The sequence below is a fragment of the Oscillibacter sp. genome (assembly GCF_032060045.1).
In the GTDB taxonomy this organism is placed as follows: domain Bacteria; phylum Bacillota; class Clostridia; order Oscillospirales; family Oscillospiraceae; genus Oscillibacter.
The window spans coordinates 1-19,537 of sequence record NZ_DAMBZJ010000025.1; the positions used below are offsets into that span (position 1 = coordinate 1).

Annotated in this window: 17 protein-coding genes and 1 pseudogene; 11 read left to right on the top strand and 7 right to left on the bottom strand. The window is 54.6% G+C overall.

Annotated elements, in window-relative coordinates; all coding sequences use genetic code 11:
• On the bottom strand, positions 1 to 223 hold a 223-nt coding region (locus RT018_RS10805; protein WP_312941808.1), incomplete at its 3' end, for a hypothetical protein.
• A gap of 3 nt (positions 224 to 226) precedes the next feature.
• Here RT018_RS10805 and RT018_RS10810 point away from each other — a divergent pair.
• The 8 genes from RT018_RS10810 (at position 227) to RT018_RS10845 (ending at position 10,888) form a co-directional block, all read left to right on the top strand.
• Positions 227 to 2,452: an AAA family ATPase gene (locus RT018_RS10810; RefSeq protein ID WP_312941811.1), complete on the top strand. Its 2,226-nt coding sequence runs from the start codon at positions 227 to 229 to the stop codon at positions 2,450 to 2,452.
• A gap of 73 nt (positions 2,453 to 2,525) precedes the next feature.
• Positions 2,526 to 3,347: an Mrp/NBP35 family ATP-binding protein gene (locus RT018_RS10815; protein WP_312941814.1), complete on the top strand. Its 822-nt coding sequence runs from the start codon at positions 2,526 to 2,528 to the stop codon at positions 3,345 to 3,347.
• A gap of 277 nt (positions 3,348 to 3,624) precedes the next feature.
• Positions 3,625 to 4,203 (top strand): xanthine phosphoribosyltransferase, encoded by a 579-nt coding sequence (locus tag RT018_RS10820; RefSeq protein ID WP_312611669.1) that lies wholly within the window; start codon positions 3,625 to 3,627, stop codon positions 4,201 to 4,203.
• A 1-nt stretch (position 4,204) separates the two neighbouring features.
• On the top strand, positions 4,205 to 5,740 hold the full coding sequence (gene guaA, locus RT018_RS10825; RefSeq protein ID WP_312941817.1) for a glutamine-hydrolyzing GMP synthase: 1,536 nt from the start codon (positions 4,205 to 4,207) through the stop codon (positions 5,738 to 5,740).
• Positions 5,741 to 6,223: 483 nt separating this feature from the next.
• Positions 6,224 to 7,273 (top strand): BMP family protein, encoded by a 1,050-nt coding sequence (locus RT018_RS10830; protein WP_312941819.1) that lies wholly within the window; start codon positions 6,224 to 6,226, stop codon positions 7,271 to 7,273.
• 108 nt (positions 7,274 to 7,381) lie between these two features.
• Complete coding sequence (locus RT018_RS10835) at positions 7,382 to 8,899, top strand: ABC transporter ATP-binding protein (RefSeq protein ID WP_312941822.1); 1,518 nt, start codon at positions 7,382 to 7,384, stop codon at positions 8,897 to 8,899.
• A 4-nt stretch (positions 8,900 to 8,903) separates the two neighbouring features.
• The gene (locus RT018_RS10840) at positions 8,904 to 9,977 is read left to right on the top strand and encodes an ABC transporter permease (protein ID WP_312941824.1); all 1,074 of its coding nucleotides are present in this window, start codon (positions 8,904 to 8,906) and stop codon (positions 9,975 to 9,977) included.
• On the top strand, positions 9,974 to 10,888 hold the full coding sequence (locus RT018_RS10845) for an ABC transporter permease (RefSeq protein WP_312941827.1): 915 nt from the start codon (positions 9,974 to 9,976) through the stop codon (positions 10,886 to 10,888). Before RT018_RS10840 ends, RT018_RS10845 begins: the two co-directional genes overlap by 4 nt.
• Positions 10,889 to 10,936: 48 nt before the next feature.
• Here RT018_RS10845 and RT018_RS10850 read toward each other — a convergent pair whose 3' ends face one another.
• Positions 10,937 to 11,689, bottom strand: a complete 753-nt coding sequence (locus RT018_RS10850; RefSeq protein ID WP_312941829.1) for a response regulator — start codon at positions 11,687 to 11,689, stop codon at positions 10,937 to 10,939.
• Positions 11,670 to 13,418, bottom strand: a complete 1,749-nt coding sequence (locus RT018_RS10855; RefSeq protein WP_312941832.1) for a sensor histidine kinase — start codon at positions 13,416 to 13,418, stop codon at positions 11,670 to 11,672. The genes RT018_RS10850 and RT018_RS10855 overlap by 20 nt, the downstream gene beginning before the upstream one ends.
• Before the next feature lie 230 nt (positions 13,419 to 13,648).
• Between RT018_RS10855 and RT018_RS10860 the strand changes: the two are divergent.
• Positions 13,649 to 14,777: pseudogene (locus RT018_RS10860) on the top strand (trans-sulfuration enzyme family protein).
• 182 nt (positions 14,778 to 14,959) lie between these two features.
• Here RT018_RS10860 and RT018_RS10865 read toward each other — a convergent pair.
• Positions 14,960 to 15,721: a tRNA threonylcarbamoyladenosine dehydratase gene (locus RT018_RS10865; protein ID WP_312941835.1), complete on the bottom strand. Its 762-nt coding sequence runs from the start codon at positions 15,719 to 15,721 to the stop codon at positions 14,960 to 14,962.
• A gap of 63 nt (positions 15,722 to 15,784) precedes the next feature.
• The gene (locus tag RT018_RS10870) at positions 15,785 to 16,693 is read right to left on the bottom strand and encodes an XdhC/CoxI family protein (protein WP_312941837.1); all 909 of its coding nucleotides are present in this window, start codon (positions 16,691 to 16,693) and stop codon (positions 15,785 to 15,787) included.
• Between the two features lie 352 nt (positions 16,694 to 17,045).
• Between RT018_RS10870 and RT018_RS10875 the strand changes: the two genes are divergently transcribed.
• Together RT018_RS10875 and RT018_RS10880 are read left to right on the top strand one after the other, a co-directional pair.
• Positions 17,046 to 17,189 carry a hypothetical protein gene (locus RT018_RS10875; protein ID WP_312941838.1) on the top strand — a complete coding sequence of 48 codons (144 nt, stop codon included), beginning with the start codon at positions 17,046 to 17,048 and terminating at the stop codon, positions 17,187 to 17,189.
• Positions 17,190 to 17,367: 178 nt separating this feature from the next.
• A complete protein-coding gene (locus RT018_RS10880; protein ID WP_312941839.1) occupies positions 17,368 to 18,234 on the top strand; it encodes an AraC family transcriptional regulator in 867 nt (288 codons plus the stop codon).
• A gap of 70 nt (positions 18,235 to 18,304) precedes the next feature.
• Here the strand turns inward: RT018_RS10880 and RT018_RS10885 are convergent, their stop codons facing one another.
• Both RT018_RS10885 and RT018_RS10890 read right to left on the bottom strand, forming a co-directional pair.
• On the bottom strand, positions 18,305 to 19,066 hold the full coding sequence (locus tag RT018_RS10885; protein WP_312941840.1) for an N-acetyltransferase: 762 nt from the start codon (positions 19,064 to 19,066) through the stop codon (positions 18,305 to 18,307).
• An 8-nt stretch (positions 19,067 to 19,074) separates the two neighbouring features.
• Complete coding sequence (locus RT018_RS10890) at positions 19,075 to 19,506, bottom strand: DUF3788 domain-containing protein (RefSeq protein WP_312941842.1); 432 nt, start codon at positions 19,504 to 19,506, stop codon at positions 19,075 to 19,077.
• Between the last annotated feature and the right edge of the window lie 31 nt (positions 19,507 to 19,537).

Sequence of the window (19,537 nt, forward strand, 5' to 3'; positions counted from 1 at the left end):
CTGCTGCCCTCGCGGACAGCTTTGTTAGACTACCATACCCCACTTCGTTTGTCAATACAGTTTTTGCATGTTTTTTGCTTTTTTTATACCAGCCATTATCTTGCCTCATACCGCGTCTTTTTAAACGTGATTCTAAAAATGGTCCTGTGTTTTTTCTATTATATATGGTATGATGTGGTTGTTTGAATTTTATGAAACAGAGGTGATCTTCCTGCGCATTCATCGTATGAGCGCCACTTTCGGAAAACTGCATCAGCAGACGCTTCATCTTTCCGATGGGCTGAACATTATACAGGCTCCCAATGAAACCGGTAAATCCACCTGGTGCGCGTTCCTGCTTTCTATGTTATATGGTATCAACAGCCGGGAGCGGGACCGCGCAGGCTTTATTGCCGACAAAAACCGCTATGCGCCTTGGAGCGGCGTAGCCATGTCCGGTCAGCTTGTCTGCCGCATCGGAGAAGACGAAGTGACGCTTCTTCGGGAGACGAAACGGCAGACCGCTCCTTTGGGGGACTTTAAGGCAGTCCACGAGGGAACCATGGACGAATATCCCGGTCTAACTGGACAAAACTGTGGGGAGACGCTTCTGGGCGTCAACCGGGAGGTTTACGAGAGAAGCGCCTTCATCCGTCAAGCCGGTCTACCCGTGACGCAGGATGCAGGGCTTGAAAAACGCATCGCCGCCCTGATCACCACCGGAGAAGAAGACACTTCTTACTCCGAGGCCGCTGCCGCTCTGAATAAACAGCTAAACCGCCGCCGCCATCATAAAACCGGACGGCTTCCTGTGCTGGAGCAGGAGCTGGCGGAGGCCGTCCGTCAGTTGGAGGCTCTGGCGGAATCGGAAAATCAATTGGGGAAACAGCGTCGGGAGCTTCTCCGCCTGACAGAGCTGGAAGCAGAGCTTTCTCGCCTTTTAAAGCTCCACGACCTCTGGGACGCCGCTCAGGAGCGCCGCCTTTTAGCGGAAGTGGAGTCCGCCGTTAAGGACGCGGAGCATACCGCCGTCAATCTCCGCCGTCAGGCGGAGGAGAGGCGCTTGCCAGAAAACGAAGCCATTGGTCGTCTTCGAGGGGCCATCGTAAATCTGGAAACCGTGCGCAAAAGTGTGAATACCGCCATGGCAGAAAAGGACGCGGCTATGAAGGCCGGCGTAAAAGCCGAAACCGCTATCAGCGAGAACCCTTTTGCGGGGCGGACGCCTGAGGATGCCCACAGAGTGGCGCAAAGCGCGCCCTCTATCCGTCCCAAATCATGGTGGTTACCTGTTCTCCTGCTGGCCGTTGGCGCGGGCGGAACCTTTCTTCTCAGCGCTTTGAACGGGGAGCCGTACCCTTTGTGGGCACTTGCCGCAATGGGAGGCATCGGCTTTTTGATGGGCGTTTACGCTATTTTCAACAGGGAACGAGGCGACCGGAAGAAGCAGGCTGCATATCTCGCCGCCTACGGCGCATCCTCCCCCGAAGTCCTTGCCACTTTGGTCGAAGACTACGCCGCCGCCTGCCGCCGCCATGACGAGGCCCAAAACGCGTTGGTGAAGGCCACCGCCACCTATGACGCACTATATGCCTCCCTTACCTCCAACGAACAAGGTATCTTGCTGGAGGTCCGCCGTTTTGCTCCTGCTGCCTTTGACATTCCCGCCGCCGACGCGGCGCTGCGGGAATGCGCCGTCCGGCGCAGAGAGCTGTCTGCCGCCGAAAACGCGGCGGAAGCCGCGCGGCTGCGGTACGAAACCATGTGCCGCCAGATTCCCGACCGGGCCCCTTCTGCGGAAGAGCCCTCTGCGCCTCCTTCTCAAAGCCGGGAAGCTCTGAATGCCGAGCTTCTCTCCGTGAAAGCCGCGCTCTCCGCCGCCCAATCCGCCGCCGACCACCTCACCGGCCAGATCGCCGCCCTTGGCGGACGGGAAGCGCTGGAAGCGCAAACAGAGCAGCTTCGCCTTCAGATTGATGTGCTGGAGGGCGAATATCAGTCCATCGCGCTGGCGATGGAGACACTAGACGATGCCAACGCGGCGCTGCAAAACCGCTTCTCTCCCCTGCTGGGCCGCCGGACGGCGGAGCTTTTCTCCGCGCTTACCGACGGGGCTTATTCCGGCGTGGTGCTGGATCGATCGTTCCACCTCTCCGCCGAACCCACGGGAGACACGGTGTGGCGAGACGCGGGGTTGCTCTCCGCCGGCGCGGGAGATCAACTGTATCTTGCGGCGCGACTGGCCATTTGTGAGTTGGTTTTGCCGGATACGGCCCCACCTCCCTTGGTTTTGGATGACGCGCTGGCCAATTTTGATGACAATCGCTGCGCGACCGCCTTGCGCCTTTTAAAAGAGGAAGCAAAAAAGCGCCAGCTTCTCCTTTTCACGTGCCACAGCCGAGAAGCCGACTTTTTCGCAGACGATCCGGAGGTTTCCGTTCAGAGGTTGACGAACAGCCCGTCCGGGGTATAAGATAACGGTTGCATTGATAGAGGCGGGCCCATTTTCCCGCTTACACATTTAATATAGCAAAAGGAGTTTCAACATGAGTGAATGCACCCACGAGTGTTCCGCCTGCGGTGAGAGCTGTGCGGAGCGTCAGGGACCCCAGTCCCTGCTGAAGGAGGCCAATCCCGAAAGCCGCATCGGGAAGGTCTTTGGCGTTGTCTCCGGCAAAGGCGGCGTCGGAAAATCCATGGTGACCAGCCAGTTGGCGGTGACTATGCGGCGGCGTGGCTTTAAAGTCGGCGTGCTGGATGCCGATATCACCGGCCCTTCCATCCCCAAAGCCTTCGGTATCCACGAAAAAGCCCGGAGCGACGGACACTCTCTCCTCCCCGCCGTAACCAAAACCGGCATTGAGATCATGTCTGTCAACCTGCTGCTGGATAACGAGACAGACCCGGTCATCTGGCGGGGCCCGGTGATTTCCGGGGTGGTTCAGCAGTTCTGGACGGACGTAATCTGGGACGTAGACTATCTGTTTGTGGATATGCCCCCGGGAACCGGCGACGTGTCCCTCTCCGTGTTCCAGTCCATTCCGCTGGACGGCATCCTTGTGGTGGCCTCTCCGCAGGAGCTGGTGAGCATGGTGGTGGAAAAGGCGGTAAAAATGGCGGAGATGATGGAGGTTCCCATTTTGGGCGTGGTGGAGAACATGAGCTACGTGTCCTGCCCGGACTGCGGAAAGAAACTTTATCTCTTCGGCGAAGGGAAAACCACCGAAGCCGCCGCACGGCACAACCTGAAGCTTCTTTCCCAGATGCCCATTGACCCCGCCCTCGCGGCCTTGACCGACGCGGGCAGTATTGAGGATTTTCAGGGCGACTGGCTCAGCCCCGCCGCCGATGCCGCAGAGGGCAAATAATTGCATACGCCGGGCGGAGGCATCTTTCGATGCCTCCGCGCTTTTTTTGGTCCCTTTCAGGCTCCCTATAGAGGATTGGATTTGCTACCTCAACAAACCGCAATTTTCCGTGTAAAGACAAATTCAACAAGCATTGTCTCTGTAACATCCATATTTTGTTCTGTAAAAACAGTTGCAAATTTGCATTCTATCTATAATAATAGAATCAGAATAGAATCGGTCGAAAAACCGCCCGTCTCCTCATGGGGGACAAACTGAAAGAGGGGGATATCATCACATGCAGGAATTGAAGGACCGCATCGTCCGGGAGGGCAAAGTTCTGCCCGGCAACATTATCAAGGTGGACGGCTTTTTGAACCACCGGGTGGACCCCACCATCATGGTCCACATCGCCGAGGAATTCGGCCGGCATTTTGACATGGATCAGGTCAGCGTGATTCTCACCGCCGAGGCCAGCGGCATCGCGCTGGCTGCCATCTGCGCCCAGCGCTTCAACAAGCCTATGATTTTTGCCAAGAAGGCCAAGAGCGACAACATCGAGGGCGGACTTTACCAGAGCGATATTTTTTCTTATACCTATAAGAAAAAAGTGACCCTACTGGTGAATAAGGAATGGCTTTCCTCCGAGGACAAGGTTCTGATTGTGGATGATTTCATGGCCAACGGAGAGGCTATGCGAGGCCTGTGCGACATTGTCACCAGCGCCGGGGCAACACTGGTGGGCATCGGCTGCGCCGTGGAAAAGGGCTTTCAGGGCGGCGGCGACCGGCTTCGCGCCGCGGGGATGAACCTGAAATCTCTTGCCATCATCGAATCTGCCGAGCCGGGCAACATCGTATTCCGGGAGGACGACTGATATGCAGAAGGTCATTGTTTTGGACTTTGGCGGGCAGTATAACCAGCTCATCGCCCGCCGCGTCCGGGAGTGCAATGTATACTGCGAGGTAAAGTCTTATACCACCCCCCTTTCCCAGCTTGCATCCGAAAAGCCCATCGGTATTATCTTTACCGGCGGGCCCAGCAGCGTGTACGACCCTGCCTCTCCGCAGGTGGACCCCGCCATTTTCGAGCTGGGCATCCCCATTCTGGGTATTTGCTACGGTTGCCAACTCATGGCCCATCATTTGGGCGGACGCGTCACCGCCGGCACCGAGGATACCACCCGGGAATACGGCAAGACCGATACGTTTTTTGAAACCAGCTGCAAGCTTTTCAAGGGCCTTGAAAAAGAGGGCGTCACCTGGATGAGCCACGGGGACTATATGGAAAAGGTCCCCGAGGGATTTTCTCTTGTGGCGCACTCTGCCGCCTGCCCCACCGTTGCCATCTGCGACGAAAGCCGGGGTTTTTACGGCGTACAGTTCCACCCCGAGGTGAATCACACTCAGCGCGGCACCGCCATGATCCGCAACTTCCTCTATGAGGTCTGCGGTGCAGCCGGCGACTGGACCATGGGCGACTACCGGGATACCGCAGTGGCCCAGATTCGGGAGAAGGTTGGCGATGGCAAGGTGCTTCTGGCTCTTTCCGGCGGAGTGGATTCCTCCGTGGCGGCGGCTCTGATTGCCGAAGCCGTGGGCAAGCAACTCACCTGCGTGTTTGTGGATCACGGCCTCATGCGTCTGAACGAGGGGGACGAGGTGGAAGTCGCGTTCAAAAAGTGGGACATCAACTTTATCCGCGCCGATGCCGAGGCCCTGTTTTTAGGGAAACTGGCAGCTGAAACGGAGCCGGAGCGCAAGCGGAAAATTATCGGCGAGGAGTTCATCCGCGTTTTCGAGGCGGAAGCCAAGAAAATCGGCAAGGTGGACTATCTGGCACAAGGCACCATTTATCCTGATGTGATTGAATCCGGTCTGGGCGCCTCCGCAACCATCAAGAGCCACCACAACGTGGGAGGCCTTCCTGATTACGTGGACTTCAAAGAGATTATCGAGCCCCTGCGGATGCTCTTTAAGGACGAGGTGCGCAACCTTGGCCGAGAGCTGGGCCTACCGGAATATCTGGTCATGCGCCAACCTTTCCCCGGTCCGGGGCTTGCCATCCGGGTGATTGGCGAAATCACCAAGGAGAAGCTGGACACCCTGCGCCTTGCGGATTTTATTTTCCGGGACGAGGTTGCAAAGGCCAAGCTGGAAGACTCCATGAACCAGTATTTCGCGGTGCTCACCAATATGCGCTCCGTGGGCGTGATGGGCGACGGGCGGACGTATGACTACACGCTCGCCCTGCGCAGCGTAACGACAACGGATTTCATGACCGCCGACTGGACCCGCATTCCCTACGATGTGCTGGATCGCGTCTCAACCCGTATTGTCAACGAGGTCCCCCACATCAATCGCATCGTCTACGATATTACCTCCAAGCCACCATCCACCATTGAGTGGGAATGATGTTGAAAACCCATGGAATCTCTGGCATTCAGGGATTCCATGGGTTATTTTTTTATCCGCGGTTCTGTTTTGGCTCTACATTTTTAGGGTGATGGATTTTCTCCTCCTTTTCGAGTCCCTTTATCGTTCTGCATTTCCCCATCATCGGTTGGAAAGACCGCGCCAGACTGGATCATACCGTTACGATGTCCTATAGAGCTGCAACATAGGACTTCATCTTCTGAGATAGAAATTTCGGTATCGCGCAGGCAGAGGATGATTATAAGGACCATTTCTTCGACGGCCTTGTTGGCATTTTATCCATAACTTTGTATCCGTCTCCGTTTTTTATTGTGTAAATTGAATGCATCCGTAATATCTTTGTAAAAATCGTAATATTTCCACATTGTGAAACACGAGAGAAACTTTTAAAATAAAAGCATACGGTAACGCAAGTTACTTAATTTTACAAAGTCGTTTGCGTAACGACGGAATGGAGGAAATATGAAGAAGTTTCTCTCTTTGCTGATGGTGGCAGCCATGGTCCTCTCGATTTCTGTCCTCACTTCGGGCTGCGGTAGCACCGCATCGCCTGACAACGCGGTGGGGTCAGACGGCGCATCCTCCGGAGAAAAAACAGCGGCAGATTATAAAATCGTTCTGATTCTCCCTGGCGAAGTCAATGACCAAGGCTGGAACGCCTCCAACTATGCCGGTCTGCTGGCCTGCAACGAAGAGTTGGGAACCAACATGGAATACGTGGAAAACGTGCAGTCTGCGGATTTCGAATCCACCTTCCGCGAGTATGCGGAACGGGGCTATGATATGGTCATGGCTGCCGGCTCTCAGTTTGACGAGGCAGCCGCAACGGTGGCTGCCAGCTATCCCAGCACCATGTTTGTGATGGTCAACGGCGCAAACTGCGATCTGGACAACCTGTCCCCTCTGTTCCCCAAGGAATACGAAGCCAGCTATCTGGCGGGCATCATCGCAGGCAACCTTTCCCAGACCGGTAAGTTTGCCATGATCGGGGGCGAATCCAATCTGGCCATGGAGCATCTGATGTCTGTTTACGGCAAGACAGCTGTGTCGCTGTGCGAGGGCCGGGGAATCTCAGGCGCGTCCTACAACTTGGCCTATGCCAATAGCTGGAGTGACGTGGCTCTGGGCAAGCAGATGGCAGAAAACATGATTGACGAGGGCGCTGACGTGCTGTTCACCTATGCCAATGAGCTGGGTCTGGGCGCCATTGACGCCGCCATCGACAAGGGCATCAAGGTGGTGGGCTATTCCTCCGACCAAACCACCATCGACCCCAACACCGTGGTCGCCTCTGTGGACTTTGACTTTGCCACGATGTATAAGTGGGCCATCAACGCATACTTAGACGGCGAGCTGGCGGGCCACATGGTGCACGAGGTCGGCATCAACGAGGGCATCTTTGTTCCCATCTACACCGACAACATCTCTCAGGAGACTAAGGATGCCGTGGATGCCGCCATTCAGGATTATCAGGCCGGTTCTGTGGATCTGACGGCGCTGTTCGACAACTGATTCCGGCTGTTCCGGGCACAAACCAACGGCGCCTGCCGCAAAATATCTGCATGGGTATGTTCAACAGATGATTTTGCGGCAGGCGCCCTTGTTTAAAGGAGAGGTCATATGGCAACACCCGTTGTGGAGCTGAAACGCGTTTCCAAGTATTTTGCAAAGGTCATCGCAAATAAGGATGTCTCTTTCTGCGCGTATGAGGGGGAAGTGGTTGCCCTTCTGGGCGAAAACGGCGCAGGAAAGAGCACCATCATGAAGATTCTTTACGGCCTTTACGGCGCGGACGAGGGAACAATCCTCATTCGTGGCCAGGAGACCACCGTCCGCTCCCCCAGAGACGCCATGCAGCGTGGCATCGCCATGGTGCAGCAGCATTTTTCGCTGGTCCCCACCCACACTGTGACGGAAAATATTATTCTGGGAAACGCCCGGGGACGGATCTCCTTGAAGGAAGAGAATCAGAAAATTCAGGCGCTGGCCAATCGCTATGGATTTGATATTCCGGTGGAGGCCAAGGTGGGGAATCTGGCCGTGGGCGTGCAGCAAAAGGTGGAAATTCTGAAGGCACTGTACTTAAATACGAATATTTTGATTTTGGATGAGCCGACGGCGGTGTTAACGCCTCAGGAGTCAGACAATCTCATGGAGTTTATCAAGACCTATGCGGCCCAGGGCAACACCGTCCTGTTTATCACCCATAAGCTCAAAGAGGTGATGGAGGTTGCCGACCGGGTCGTGGTCATGCGGGACGGTATGGTGGCCGGTGATCTGCGCCGTTCGGAAACGGACGAGCACAAGCTGGCCAAGCTGATGATTGGCCAGGACCTCACCGCCAACGCCCAGCCAGCGCTGCGGGAATTTTCCGATGAGAGCACGATTTTAGAGCTGCGGAATGTGACGGTAGAACAAAAAAATCAGCCCGCGCTGCTGGAGGGCGTCTCTTTTGCAGTGCATGCCGGCGAGATCTTCGGCATTGCCGGTGTCAGCGGAAACGGGCAAGATGCGGTGTGCGAGGCGATTTGCGGTGGGCGGGAGATCACGTCCGGCGAGATTCTCTGCAACGGGCGCAGCCTTGTGGAGGACACCATTCGCCAGCGCATCGAGGCGGGCATCGGCTATGTGCCGGTGGACCGCTATCGGGATGGTCTCATCATGGACATGACTCTTTCTGAAAATATGCTGCTCAAAAGCAGTTTCAGCAAGCACTGGACCCGGCATGGCCTCATTGACCAAAAGGTGCTGGACCGCTATACTGCGGATCTGATTCAAAAGCACCAAGTCAAGGCCACCGGCCCCGATGAGACGGCAAAAAGTCTTTCCGGCGGCAATCAGCAAAAGATGGTGTTGGGCCGGGAAATCGACATTGGACAAAAAGTCATTGTGTTCAATCAGCCCACCCGGGGGTTGGACATGGGCGCGGTGGACCGCATCCACAAGTCCATGCTGGAGGAAAAAGAGAAGGGAAAGGGTGTTCTGTTGATCTCCACGGAGCTGTCCGAGTTGTTTGAAATGACAGACCGCTTCGCCATTATGTACAAAGGGAAAATTATGGGGATCTACCGCAACGGTGAGTTGTCCACCGAGGAAATTGGTTTGCTGATGGCAGGCTACACTGGAAAGGAGGCGTAAGGCCATGAAACGAAACTATGCAGATATCCTCCTCTTCAATGTGGGAGCGGTGGTAGTAGGCCTGTTTATAAGCGCCTGTATGCTGCTGTTTATGAAAATTGATCCCGTGGAGGTGTATAAGGTCTCTTTCCTGAAAATCGTGACAGACCGCTACACCATGGGCGAGGTGCTGGTGAAATCCACGCCGCTGATTTTTACAGCGCTGGCCTTTGCCTTCACTTATAAGGCAAACCTATTCAACATCGGCGCACAGGGCCAATTTTACGCCGGCGCCATTGCCGCCATCTCCCTTTCGCTGGCGCTGGGCGACACGCTTCCCGGCTGGCTGCTGATCCTTCTAGTCTTGACGGCCACTTTTGTGGCCGGTGGCGCGGTGGGCTCACTCATCGGCCTGGCTAAGGCCAAGTGCGGAGCCAATGAATTCTTAGTGAGCATGATGTCCACCTATGTGGTCTCTGCGCTGATGGACTATCTTCTGCGCACGGTGCTGCGGGAGACCAAGGGCGAATATTTACAAACGGACCCCATTTCCGTCAACGCCTATCTCCCAGCCATCCTGCCCGGCACCCGGGTTCATCTGGGCTTTGTCATTGCAGTGGTGTCCGCCATTCTCATTTGGGTGCTACTGTATAAGACTCAGCTGGGCTTTCGCATCCGGGCCGTGGGCTGCAACGCGAATGCCGCGGAGTTGGCGGGCATTCAATCCCGCAAGATTATGGTCATCGCGTTTTTGATCTCCGGAGGTCTTGCCGGGATGGCTGGCATGACAGAGGTGAACGGTGTGCAGCACATGCTGCTGCAAAATTTCAACGTCTCCATTGGCTCCTTTGGCATCGGCATTGCCATTTTGGCCAACGGCAATCCCATCGGCGTTATTTTTGCAGCGTTGCTGTTTGGCTTTATGAATGTCATGGGTACCACCATGGGCCGTCTGCCAGGGCTGAACATCCCCTCCAGTGTCATTGATTTTATTGAGGGAATCGTGATGATCTGCGTCATCATCTCCTATTTTCTGCGTCGCTACACCAGCACTGCCCGGGACAAAAAGAGACTGAAGAAGGAAGGAGCGACGGTATGACGAATCTATTGACCCGCGCCGTGATGATGAGCACACCGCTGCTGCTGGGCGCTATGGCAGAGGTGTTTGCCGAGCGCACCGGAATGATGATCACCGCCATTGAGGGCATCTTTCTCATGGGGGCCTGGGGCGGCTTTGTCGGAGTCTATCTGAGCGGCAGCGTCTGGATGGGTCTGCTGGTGGCCATGCTCTGCGGCCTTGCCACAGCCGCCCTGTACGGCGCCATCACTGTACATATGCGCCAGCAGCAAATCGTCACCGGCACCGCTATCAATATCTTGGCGGCAGGATTTTGCGCGTATTTCCAGCGGGTGCTATTTGGCATTCCCACCACGCCGCTGAAGATCGCCGTCCTGCCCAAGATTGCCATTCCAGTCCTTTCACAGATTCCGGTGCTGGGACCGGTGCTGTTCAATCAAAATGCGCTGACCTACCTCGCCTACCTCATCATCCCTCTGGCGTGGTATCTTCTGTTCCACACCTCTCTGGGATTAACCATCCGCTCCACCGGCGAAAACCCCGAGGCGGTGGATGTGGCCGGCATCAACGTCTCCCGCGTCCGCTTTCTGACCGTTTTGGTGGCGGGCATGGTGGGCGGACTGGCCGGATCGTTCTATACGGTGGGCTATCTGGGTATGTTTTCCACCAATATCATTGGCGGACGGGGCTGGATCGCTTTTGCCATCTGCTTTTTGGGCAACTGGTCGCCCAAGGGGGCGGTCATCGGCACTATCGTCTTTGGCCTCGCCGATGCCGTCTCCATTTATATCCAATCCGCCGGCGGCAATCCCCTCTTCCCCAATGAACTGGTAATCGCCCTGCCCTATATCCTCACGATTTTGTTGACGGTGACGAGAAAGAACTTTAATGTCCCCGCCAAGCTGGGAATTCCCTACGCCAAAGAGGACTGACCCTAAATTTGCACCCCCCATTGCCGATAAGCAATGGGGGGCGCGGCGTCATAGCGACGGCTTCGGCAAATCCTGCGCGGAGCGATTGCGATACTCCAGAGGCGTTATACCGTAGTATTTTTTAAACGTACTGCTAAAATAGCGGCTGTCGTGAAAGCCGGTCATTTCCGCGATCTCGGAAATTTTATAGGAGATATCCCGCAGCAAGGTCTGTGACTTCTTCATGCGGATTCCCAGAAGATAATCTGAAAAGTTTTCACCGGTTTGTTTGCGGAACAGCTCTGAAAGGTAATTGGGTGAGATATACAGTGCATCGGCCACCATTTTCAGGCTGACTTTGCCGCCATAGTGCGTTTGCAAATATTGAATCGCTCGCAGCACCAGCAAATTGGAAGTCTCCGCATGCGCTTCATCCCGCAGATTCTCCGTTTCTTTGCGCTGGTCTGCCTCGATCTGCTCCAGCGCCGCCGTCAACTCCTCCGGATTGGTGGGCTTTGTCAAAAACTTACGGACGCCCAACTCAATGGCCCGTTGGGCGAAGGAAAACGTGGCGTAACCGCTGAGAATGAGGATGGGGATATCCCGGTTGCGGGTGCGGATGTCCTGGATCATGTCCAGCCCGGACATCCCCGGCATTTTAATATCGCTGATGATGACATTGCAGTCCGTATCATAAAGAAACTGCATGGCGGCGGAGGCATCGGCAAAAGCCCCCGCCACACTCCATCCCGGATGGGCGCTGAGCAGGTGGGTCAAACCGTTTCGGATCTTCGGCTCATCGTCAATAATCAGAATTTTCATGGCTATCCTCCTCCAGGCTGCCCGGCAGCCGCAGGGTCATCATGGTCCCACCCTGAGATCCGGGCTGTATCGTCAGAACGCTGTCCTCTCCAAAAAAGAGCTTCAAGCGTCGGGCCACATTCCGCAAGCCGATGCCGGCACTGCTTTCGGCGGAGCAGCACTCCTGCGCCAGAGCCAGCTGGCTGGCGTTCATCCCGCAGCCATCATCTTCCACCGTAATGAGCACGCTGCTGCCGTCCGGACGGGCAAATACCCGCACGGTGCCGCAGCGGCAGCTGGGTTCGATCCCGTGCTTGATGGCGTTTTCAACCAAGGGCTGCAAGATGAGTTTGGGAACTAGCAGCGTGCGGACCCGGTCGTCCAATTGGAGTTCATAGGACAGTTTGTCCTCCAGCCGATTTTTCTGGATGCACAGATAATCCTGTAAATACGCATATTCCTGCTCCAGCGTGGCTTGGCTTTGCTCGGTGTCCATGCTGTACTGCATCAGCTTGCCCAAGGCAATGATGATGCGGCTGATCTCCGTGTCACCCCGTTCGATGGCCATCCAGTTAATGGAATCCAAAGTATTATACAGAAAATGTGGATTGATCTGCGTCTGTAGCGCCTCCAGCTCCGCGTTCTTTTGCGCCAGCTTCTCCTGATAAACCTCCCGGATCAGGCTGTTGATTTTGTTAACCATCTGATTAAAGGAATCCGTCAGCGCGCCAATCTCATCTGTTCGCGCATTGGGCAGGCGTAGCTCGAAATTTTTTTCCTGCACCACCTTCATGGCCTTGTTCAGGCTGCTCAGGGGCTGGGTGATGGAACGATACATTAGCAAAATGCAGCAAAGCATCAGCAGCACGGAAAAGACCACCAGCAAAAAACTGTAAGTCTGCAAAGAACGGGCCTGGGGAAAGAGATTGGCCACGCTGATTACAGAAAATGTGCGCCATCCCGTCAGCGCGTTATACTGCCCGCAGACGTAGTAATCCTCCCCCTCCCACTGGAAGGTGAAGCGTCGGTCCCCCTTGTAAAAGCGTTCGTTGATGAGACTGCGCCAGCGCACATTCACCCGTTTGTCGCTGCAGATCACCTGTCCGTCCCGGCCTACAATATAGGTATATTGATATTTTAGGAGGTTTTGGTTGTCCAGCAGCAGACTACTGAAGGAATCTGGAGACATCTCCACCACCAGTAAACCCACCGCGGTTCCCGTGCGGTCACATACGGCACTGTACGCGGAGATGAAATGGGAGACCCCCTCCCGTCCCGACGCTCGGTACAGCCCTGAACTCAGACTGGACCAATGCACCTTGTTGGGACGCTCCCACGCGTTTTGCAGATAAGTTCCCCAGATGGCTGAATTGAGCCGCACCTCTGTGGTGTCCACAGTGGAGAACACAAGATCCTCCCGGGTCAGCAGCGACACAGAGGAAACCGCACTTAAGTCCCGGCTCAAACCGGATGCGTAAGACCGCAGTTCCTGCTGCGCCGCGGACGACTGAGGCTCTTCAATCAAATCCGCCACGGCGGCGCTGTTGGCGGCGGAGCGCACAGATTCAACAATATAGCGGACCTTCGTGTTGAGGTTAACATCGATGCGGTATACCGTGTCTGCCACAACCCCCTTTTGCGAAGCGATGACCGTATCGCGGGCGTGACGAAAGGACAGCCATCCCATCAGCGAGCCCAGCAGGACAATGGGAATTACGCCCATGAGAATCAACTTTTGCTTAAAGGACATCGAACGCATCCGCCTGCTCCTCTCTGCTTATTGTTGAGTTTTGCTTCCCGCTGTTTTTAAGCGTGAAGCGAATTGTTTTTATTTTACCGCCGCTGATTTAAAAAAGCAAACGTAGAAGTGGAATAAATGCTTGATTTCTTTGGAAACCCAAATAATTTTAAAGCGGATGCATCACGATGACGCATCCGCTTTTTATCCGCTTATGAAAGAAAGGATTGTGAACAATGTCTATGCAGCTTGATCCGATTTTAATCCACGGTGGAATTGACGGGGACACCGCAACCGGAGCCGTCAATGTCCCCATTTATCAAACCTCTACCTATCGTCAGACGGGGCTGGGAGAAACCCCGGTCTGGGAATACTCCCGCACAGGGAACCCCACCCGCGTCGCGCTGGAACAGCTCCTGGCCGATTTGGAGGAAGGCTCCCACGGTCTGGCATTTGCCTCCGGCATGGCGGCTGTTAACGCAGTACTGCGCCTTTTTCAGCAGAGAGATAAGCTGCTTTTGTCCAACAATGTCTACGGCGGAACCTTCCGAGTACTGGACAAGGTTTTTAAAAACTTCGGCATTGCCTAAGAAATGATCGACACCACCGACCTGTCCGCTCTGCCCGGAAAGCTGACGTCCGATGTAAAAGCCATTTTGATCGAAAGCCCTGCAAACCCGCTTCTAACCGTGACCGAAATTGCCGCAGTCTCCACGCTTGCTCATGAATACGAAAAGCTGGTGATTGTGGATAACACCTTTATGACCCCCTATTTGCAACGACCGCTCTCCCTCGGTGCGGATATCGTGATTCACAGCGGCACGAAATATCTCGGCGGGCACAGCGATGTACTATCCGGCTTTGCGGTTGTCAAAGACCCGGCGCTGGCCCACCGACGGGGTCTTGGGGCCGTTTGACTCCTTCCTCATGCTCCGGGGCATCAAAACACTGGGCGTGCGCATGGACCGGCACACCGCCAACGCGCAGGCCTTGGCCCGCTGGCTAGAGGTCCATCCTGCTGTAAAGCAGGTTTACTATCCAGGGTTAGAGCGCGATCCCGGCTATGCCATTCAGCAAAAGCAGGCATCCGGAGCAGGCGGCATGATCTCCTTTGAGCTGCACGCAACCTATAACGCGCACACTTTCTTCCGCAGCCTGCGTCTGGTCACGCTGGCGGAGAGTCTGGGGGGCGTGGAATCCCTCGTCTGCCATCCCGCCACGATGACCCATGCTGCCATTCCGGAGGAAATTCGGAAAACAGTGGGCATTACGGACCGTCTGATTCGGCTATCCGTTGGAATTGAAGGCGTGCTGGATATTCGAGCGGATCTGGAGCAGGCGATTCAGGCGGCAGGAACGGCGCAAGCATGAACTATGCAAACAGCGTTTGGGATTAAATGGGCGAAGCACCCGTGCTCCAGCTGACGCATCTGGGCATTTGGGAGAAGCAGCCCGCTTTTCTAAGCTAGCGCTTTTCAATCCGAAGAAGCGCGAAAGACCGTGTTGGGCAATCTATGGTTTTGGAAGCGAAAAAAAGCAGCCGCCTGCTCTGCTCACTTCCCTACCCCGGAGAGATCCTTTACCACTTCTGCAGCAAGTATCAGCCCGGCCACAGGCGGAACAAACGCGTTGCTGCCCGGCACCTGTCGGCGCTGTGTGCATTTGCGCGCCGTTCCCGGCGGGCAGATGCACTGGGTTCGGCAGCTGATGGTCATATCGTCAATGGGCGTCATCGCCGGTTCCCGAGAATAGACCACTTTTAATTTCCTAATTCCCCGCTTTTTCAGCTCCCGTCGCATCACGCGGGCCAGCGGGCAAACAGAGGTTTTGTAAATATCCGACACTTCCAGCGCGGCGGGGTTCATTTTGTTTCCGGCCCCCATGCTGCTGATGATGGAAACGCCGACCCTCTGTGCCTGCTCAATCAGTTCCAGTTTTCCGGTCACGGTGTCAATCGCATCCACCACATAGTCATATTGCTTGAAATCAAACTGCGCCGCCGTCTGCGGGGCGTAAAAGGTCTTGTAGGTGCGCACGGCCGCGTCCGGATTGATTTCCAGAATGCGCTGCTGCGCCACATCCACCTTATACTGTCCAACGGTTTTGCGTGTTGCAAATATCTGCCGGTTGACATTGGTAAGGCAGACCCGGTCATCGTCGATGATGTCCAGTGCGCCCACTCCGCTGCGCGCCAAGGCCTCCACGGTATAGCCGCCCACGCCGCCAATACCAAATACCGCCACCCGCGCTGCGGCCAGCTTTTCCATTCCGTCCGCGCCCAGCAGAAGCTGTGTTCTTGAAAATTGATTCAACATACGTCCTACTATCCTAACTTCTAGTGTTTCAATCCGCGGACTCAAGTTCCATGGGTGGCCACTTCATACATCCTGAATCAGCACCTTCATCTGCCCGCCGCAGACCATGCCCTCCTCTTCCGCATGATTGCTCATGTCCACCACAACGCATCGGCTGCGGCCTGTCCCAATCAAGCGGTAGGCATCCATTAACACGGCGTTTTCGCTGCATCCGCCGCCAATTGTCCCCACCATCCGAAAGCTCTGGTCCACCGCCATCATCGCTCCCGATTTTACCGGTGTGGAACCGCTGGTTTCGTAGACAAGCAGCAACGCCTTCGTTGTTTGCGCGTTCGCCAGAAGCTCTAGCAGTGGGAGGTTTATGTCCTCGGTGACCAGCAGTTCGGCTTTTGAGCGGCGGAGCGTGTCTTTCCGTCTACATTGGATGATTTCGGCTGTAATCGAAATTGCAATTTCCTCCACCGTGAGCGCATTGATGTCAACGCCGATGGGCGTGTGTATCCAATCCAACGCAGAGCGGGGAACCCCCTCCTCTTCCAGCAGGTGTAGCAGCTCCACGCCCCGTCGCTTGGAGCCGATCATCCCCAAATAGCGGGGAAATTCACCGTGCAAGATGGTTCGCAGGCAGTCCGCGTCGTGGCGGTGCCCTCTGGTGATGGTGGCAATATAGTCCCGCTTTGTAATCGAAAGCGTTCTGATTGCATCCGGGAAGGCATCGCAAATCACCTCTGCCGCTTCAGGAAACCGGGTTTGATTTGCAAAAGACGGCCGGTCATCCACAACCGTCACCGCAAAGCCGATATCGGCACAATACCGGCACAGCGGCTGGGCAATATGCCCGCCGCCCAGTAAAATCAGCCGTTCCTTGGGGCTGAACCTGCGCAAATAGGTGACGTCCTCAATCTCAAACGGCATAGACGCCGCTTCTCCTGCCCGAACCGCATTTAAAAGCTTTTCAAATTCTAAATGCATCGCAACGTTTCCTTCCTGCCCCGTTCGTCCGCAAAGACGTTTGAGCATTGTATTTCCAATTGCCTTGCCAAATGGTTCACCAAAAAAGCCCCCTTTTCCCCCGGTAGTGACAGCAGGAATACAGCCAAGTTATATCTTTTGCGCCACCGGGCAGTGCAGGTCAAAGGCGGCAGCAACAGCAAATTTCGTCCATAAACATAGTTTGTTTATTGGTTGTTTCAGCGTAACATACTTTTCTTCAGGATGCAAGAAGCACACCCCCTATTTTCATATTGTATTCCAGAGCAAAACATGCTATACTGAGTAAGCTTAGTATTACAGTAGTGAATAGAAGCGAAGAGGAGGACAATTTATGGATGAGATTAAAAAAAGCGCAGACCCCAAAGACACTCAAAGCGGTCATGAATCTGTTCAGGATCTGGAATTTGTCGCCTGTTCTCCCGAGTTTGCCAACGGGTGCACGGATGTAGAACCGGATGAACCCGAGCAGCCGTGAGTTTTTCCGGACAGCCTGCAAGCTTAAAAGCTTGCAGGCTTCTTTTTAACTGGATTAAAATGGAACAAACTGCGGCCCGCATATCACCGTTATGGCAAGGGATCTCTCCGAATCGGGCAGAGACGGAGAGGACGCGCAACCCAAAATTAAGTAAGCTTTCAGTACAGGAGATGATGGTATGGATTGGCTTTCACAGTTCAATGATGCGCTGCGGTATATCGAGGAACATCTGGACGGAGAAATTGACCTGGAGCATACGGCCAAGTTGGCTTGTTGCTCGGCATTCCACTTTCAGCGGATGTTTTCGTATATGGCCGGGGTGCCTTTGTCGGAATACATCCGCAGGCGGCGAATGACAAACGCGGCGTTTGATTTGCAAAACACCGGAGATAGGGTCATTAACATCGCACTGAAATACGGGTATGATTCCCCCACTGCCTTCAACCGCGCGTTTCAAAGTGTCCACGGAGTTCCCCCTTCCGCCGCAAGGCAAGAGGGAGCGAGGCTCAAAGCCTACCAGCCCATCAGTTTCAAAATAACCATACGAGGTGAAGCTGAAATGAATTACCGAATTGAGCATCACGACGCATTCCGCATTGTTGGCCCGAAGATGAACTGCCCCTGGTCCTCTGAAAAGCAGGAGGGATTTTCTCTCATCCCAAAATTTTGGGCCGAACAGTATCCAAAAGGAACCATTCCCGCATTATGCCAGCTCATGAATAAGCAACCCATGGGCATTCTGGGAATTTGCGTGGGGAACTGGCAGACTACAGGAAGCTTTGACTATTACATCGCGGTTTCCAGCGATCAGCCCGTGCCGGAAGGGATGGCGGAATATGAAATTCCCGCCTGCACCTGGGCAATTTTTGAATGCAAGGGCGCCATGCCTCATGCAATTCAGGCCATGCAGCAGCGCATCTTGACGGAGTGGCTCCCCGGCAGCGGCTATCAATATGCTGACGCGCCCGACATTGAGCAGTATCCCGACGGCGACCAGAACAGCGAGGACTATGTCTGCTATATCTGGCTGCCCGTGAAAAAGTAAGCAATTCATTCCGCAAAACAGCCCGGGGCCGCAGCGAATTTTTCGCTGCGGCCCCGGGTTTTGCTTCTTATTAAAATCCGTGCTCGCTCAAAAACTTTTTAAATTTTGCCGGTCCGAAAATCTCATTGGTCACATATTTGCCGTTATAGAAAAAGCCATAGGTGGTGATCGGTGTAGGTGCCGACCGGGCCTGTTCTGTGGTTTCAATTTTGTGGACGCTGATTTTTGCGCCCCTCTCCTCCGCAAGTTTCACAATCACCGGCACGTACTTGTCCGTGTGGGGGCACTGGTTTGTGTAGTACAGAACCATACCGGTTTCCTCAACTGTGCCATGTTTTGCACAGTCTTTAAACCTTGGAACCGGCGCAGTGTCTGTAAACGGCAGATAGTAAAGTACATAATACGGCTGAGCGGTATCGGCAGCCAAAAAGCCCTTTTTCTTGAGATAAGCCGCATCAGAGAGGAATGGGCGCTTTTTCTCCGATGCTACAACGGTCAGTCCGCAGCAGCCCTTCGCTTTGGCGTCCTCCACACATCTCTCCAAAAGGAGGTTGGCATAGCCCTTCCCTTTGTACTGCCCGGATACCCAAAAGCAGTTAATGTGCAGATAGCCCGGCGCGTCTATGGGGCACCACGCTTTTTCGGCGGGGATATACTCAATAAACACCTTGCCCCGCGCATCCAGCTTTTGAAACACAAGTCCGTCCTTAAAGCGTTCTTTCAGCCACGCCTTTTTGGAGGAAACACACGTCTCCCCTTTTTTATCTGCAATGGCGCAGCAGATATGCTCAGAGTCAATATTTTCCGCCGTTACGGCAATAATCTCTTCCATGCTTATGCCTACCTTTTTTTAAGTTTTTTACGAATGAGAATCAGGCGCTTCACGTCTTCTAAAACCCCTGCGTCGGTGACATTCAGCATCAGCCATCTTCCGCCCGCGCTGAACGGAGTGTTGGAAAAAAGCGCTTGGGTATATTTCTCGCACAGCGGCATGGTAAGCTCGGCTTCCGTTTGCTCTCTGGCACCAATGACCACCAGCGCGATAAAAAATCCGTCCATGGGATAGAGCGTGCATAGGGAGCGCCCGGCTTTTTGATATTTCACGTTCCAACCCGGCTGGGCAGAGCAGCTGCTATAATGGTAGCTTGGCTGAACCTCGTAATTTTCACGCAAGAAGCGATTCATTTCAGTCCATAACCAGCTGTTGATATAGTCCGCGATTTCCTCCGCAGTTGGCGGCCTGTCCGGCCCATAGCGTTGTACCCAGTCCATTGTTATCCCTCCCAGATTAATCCTATCGCAG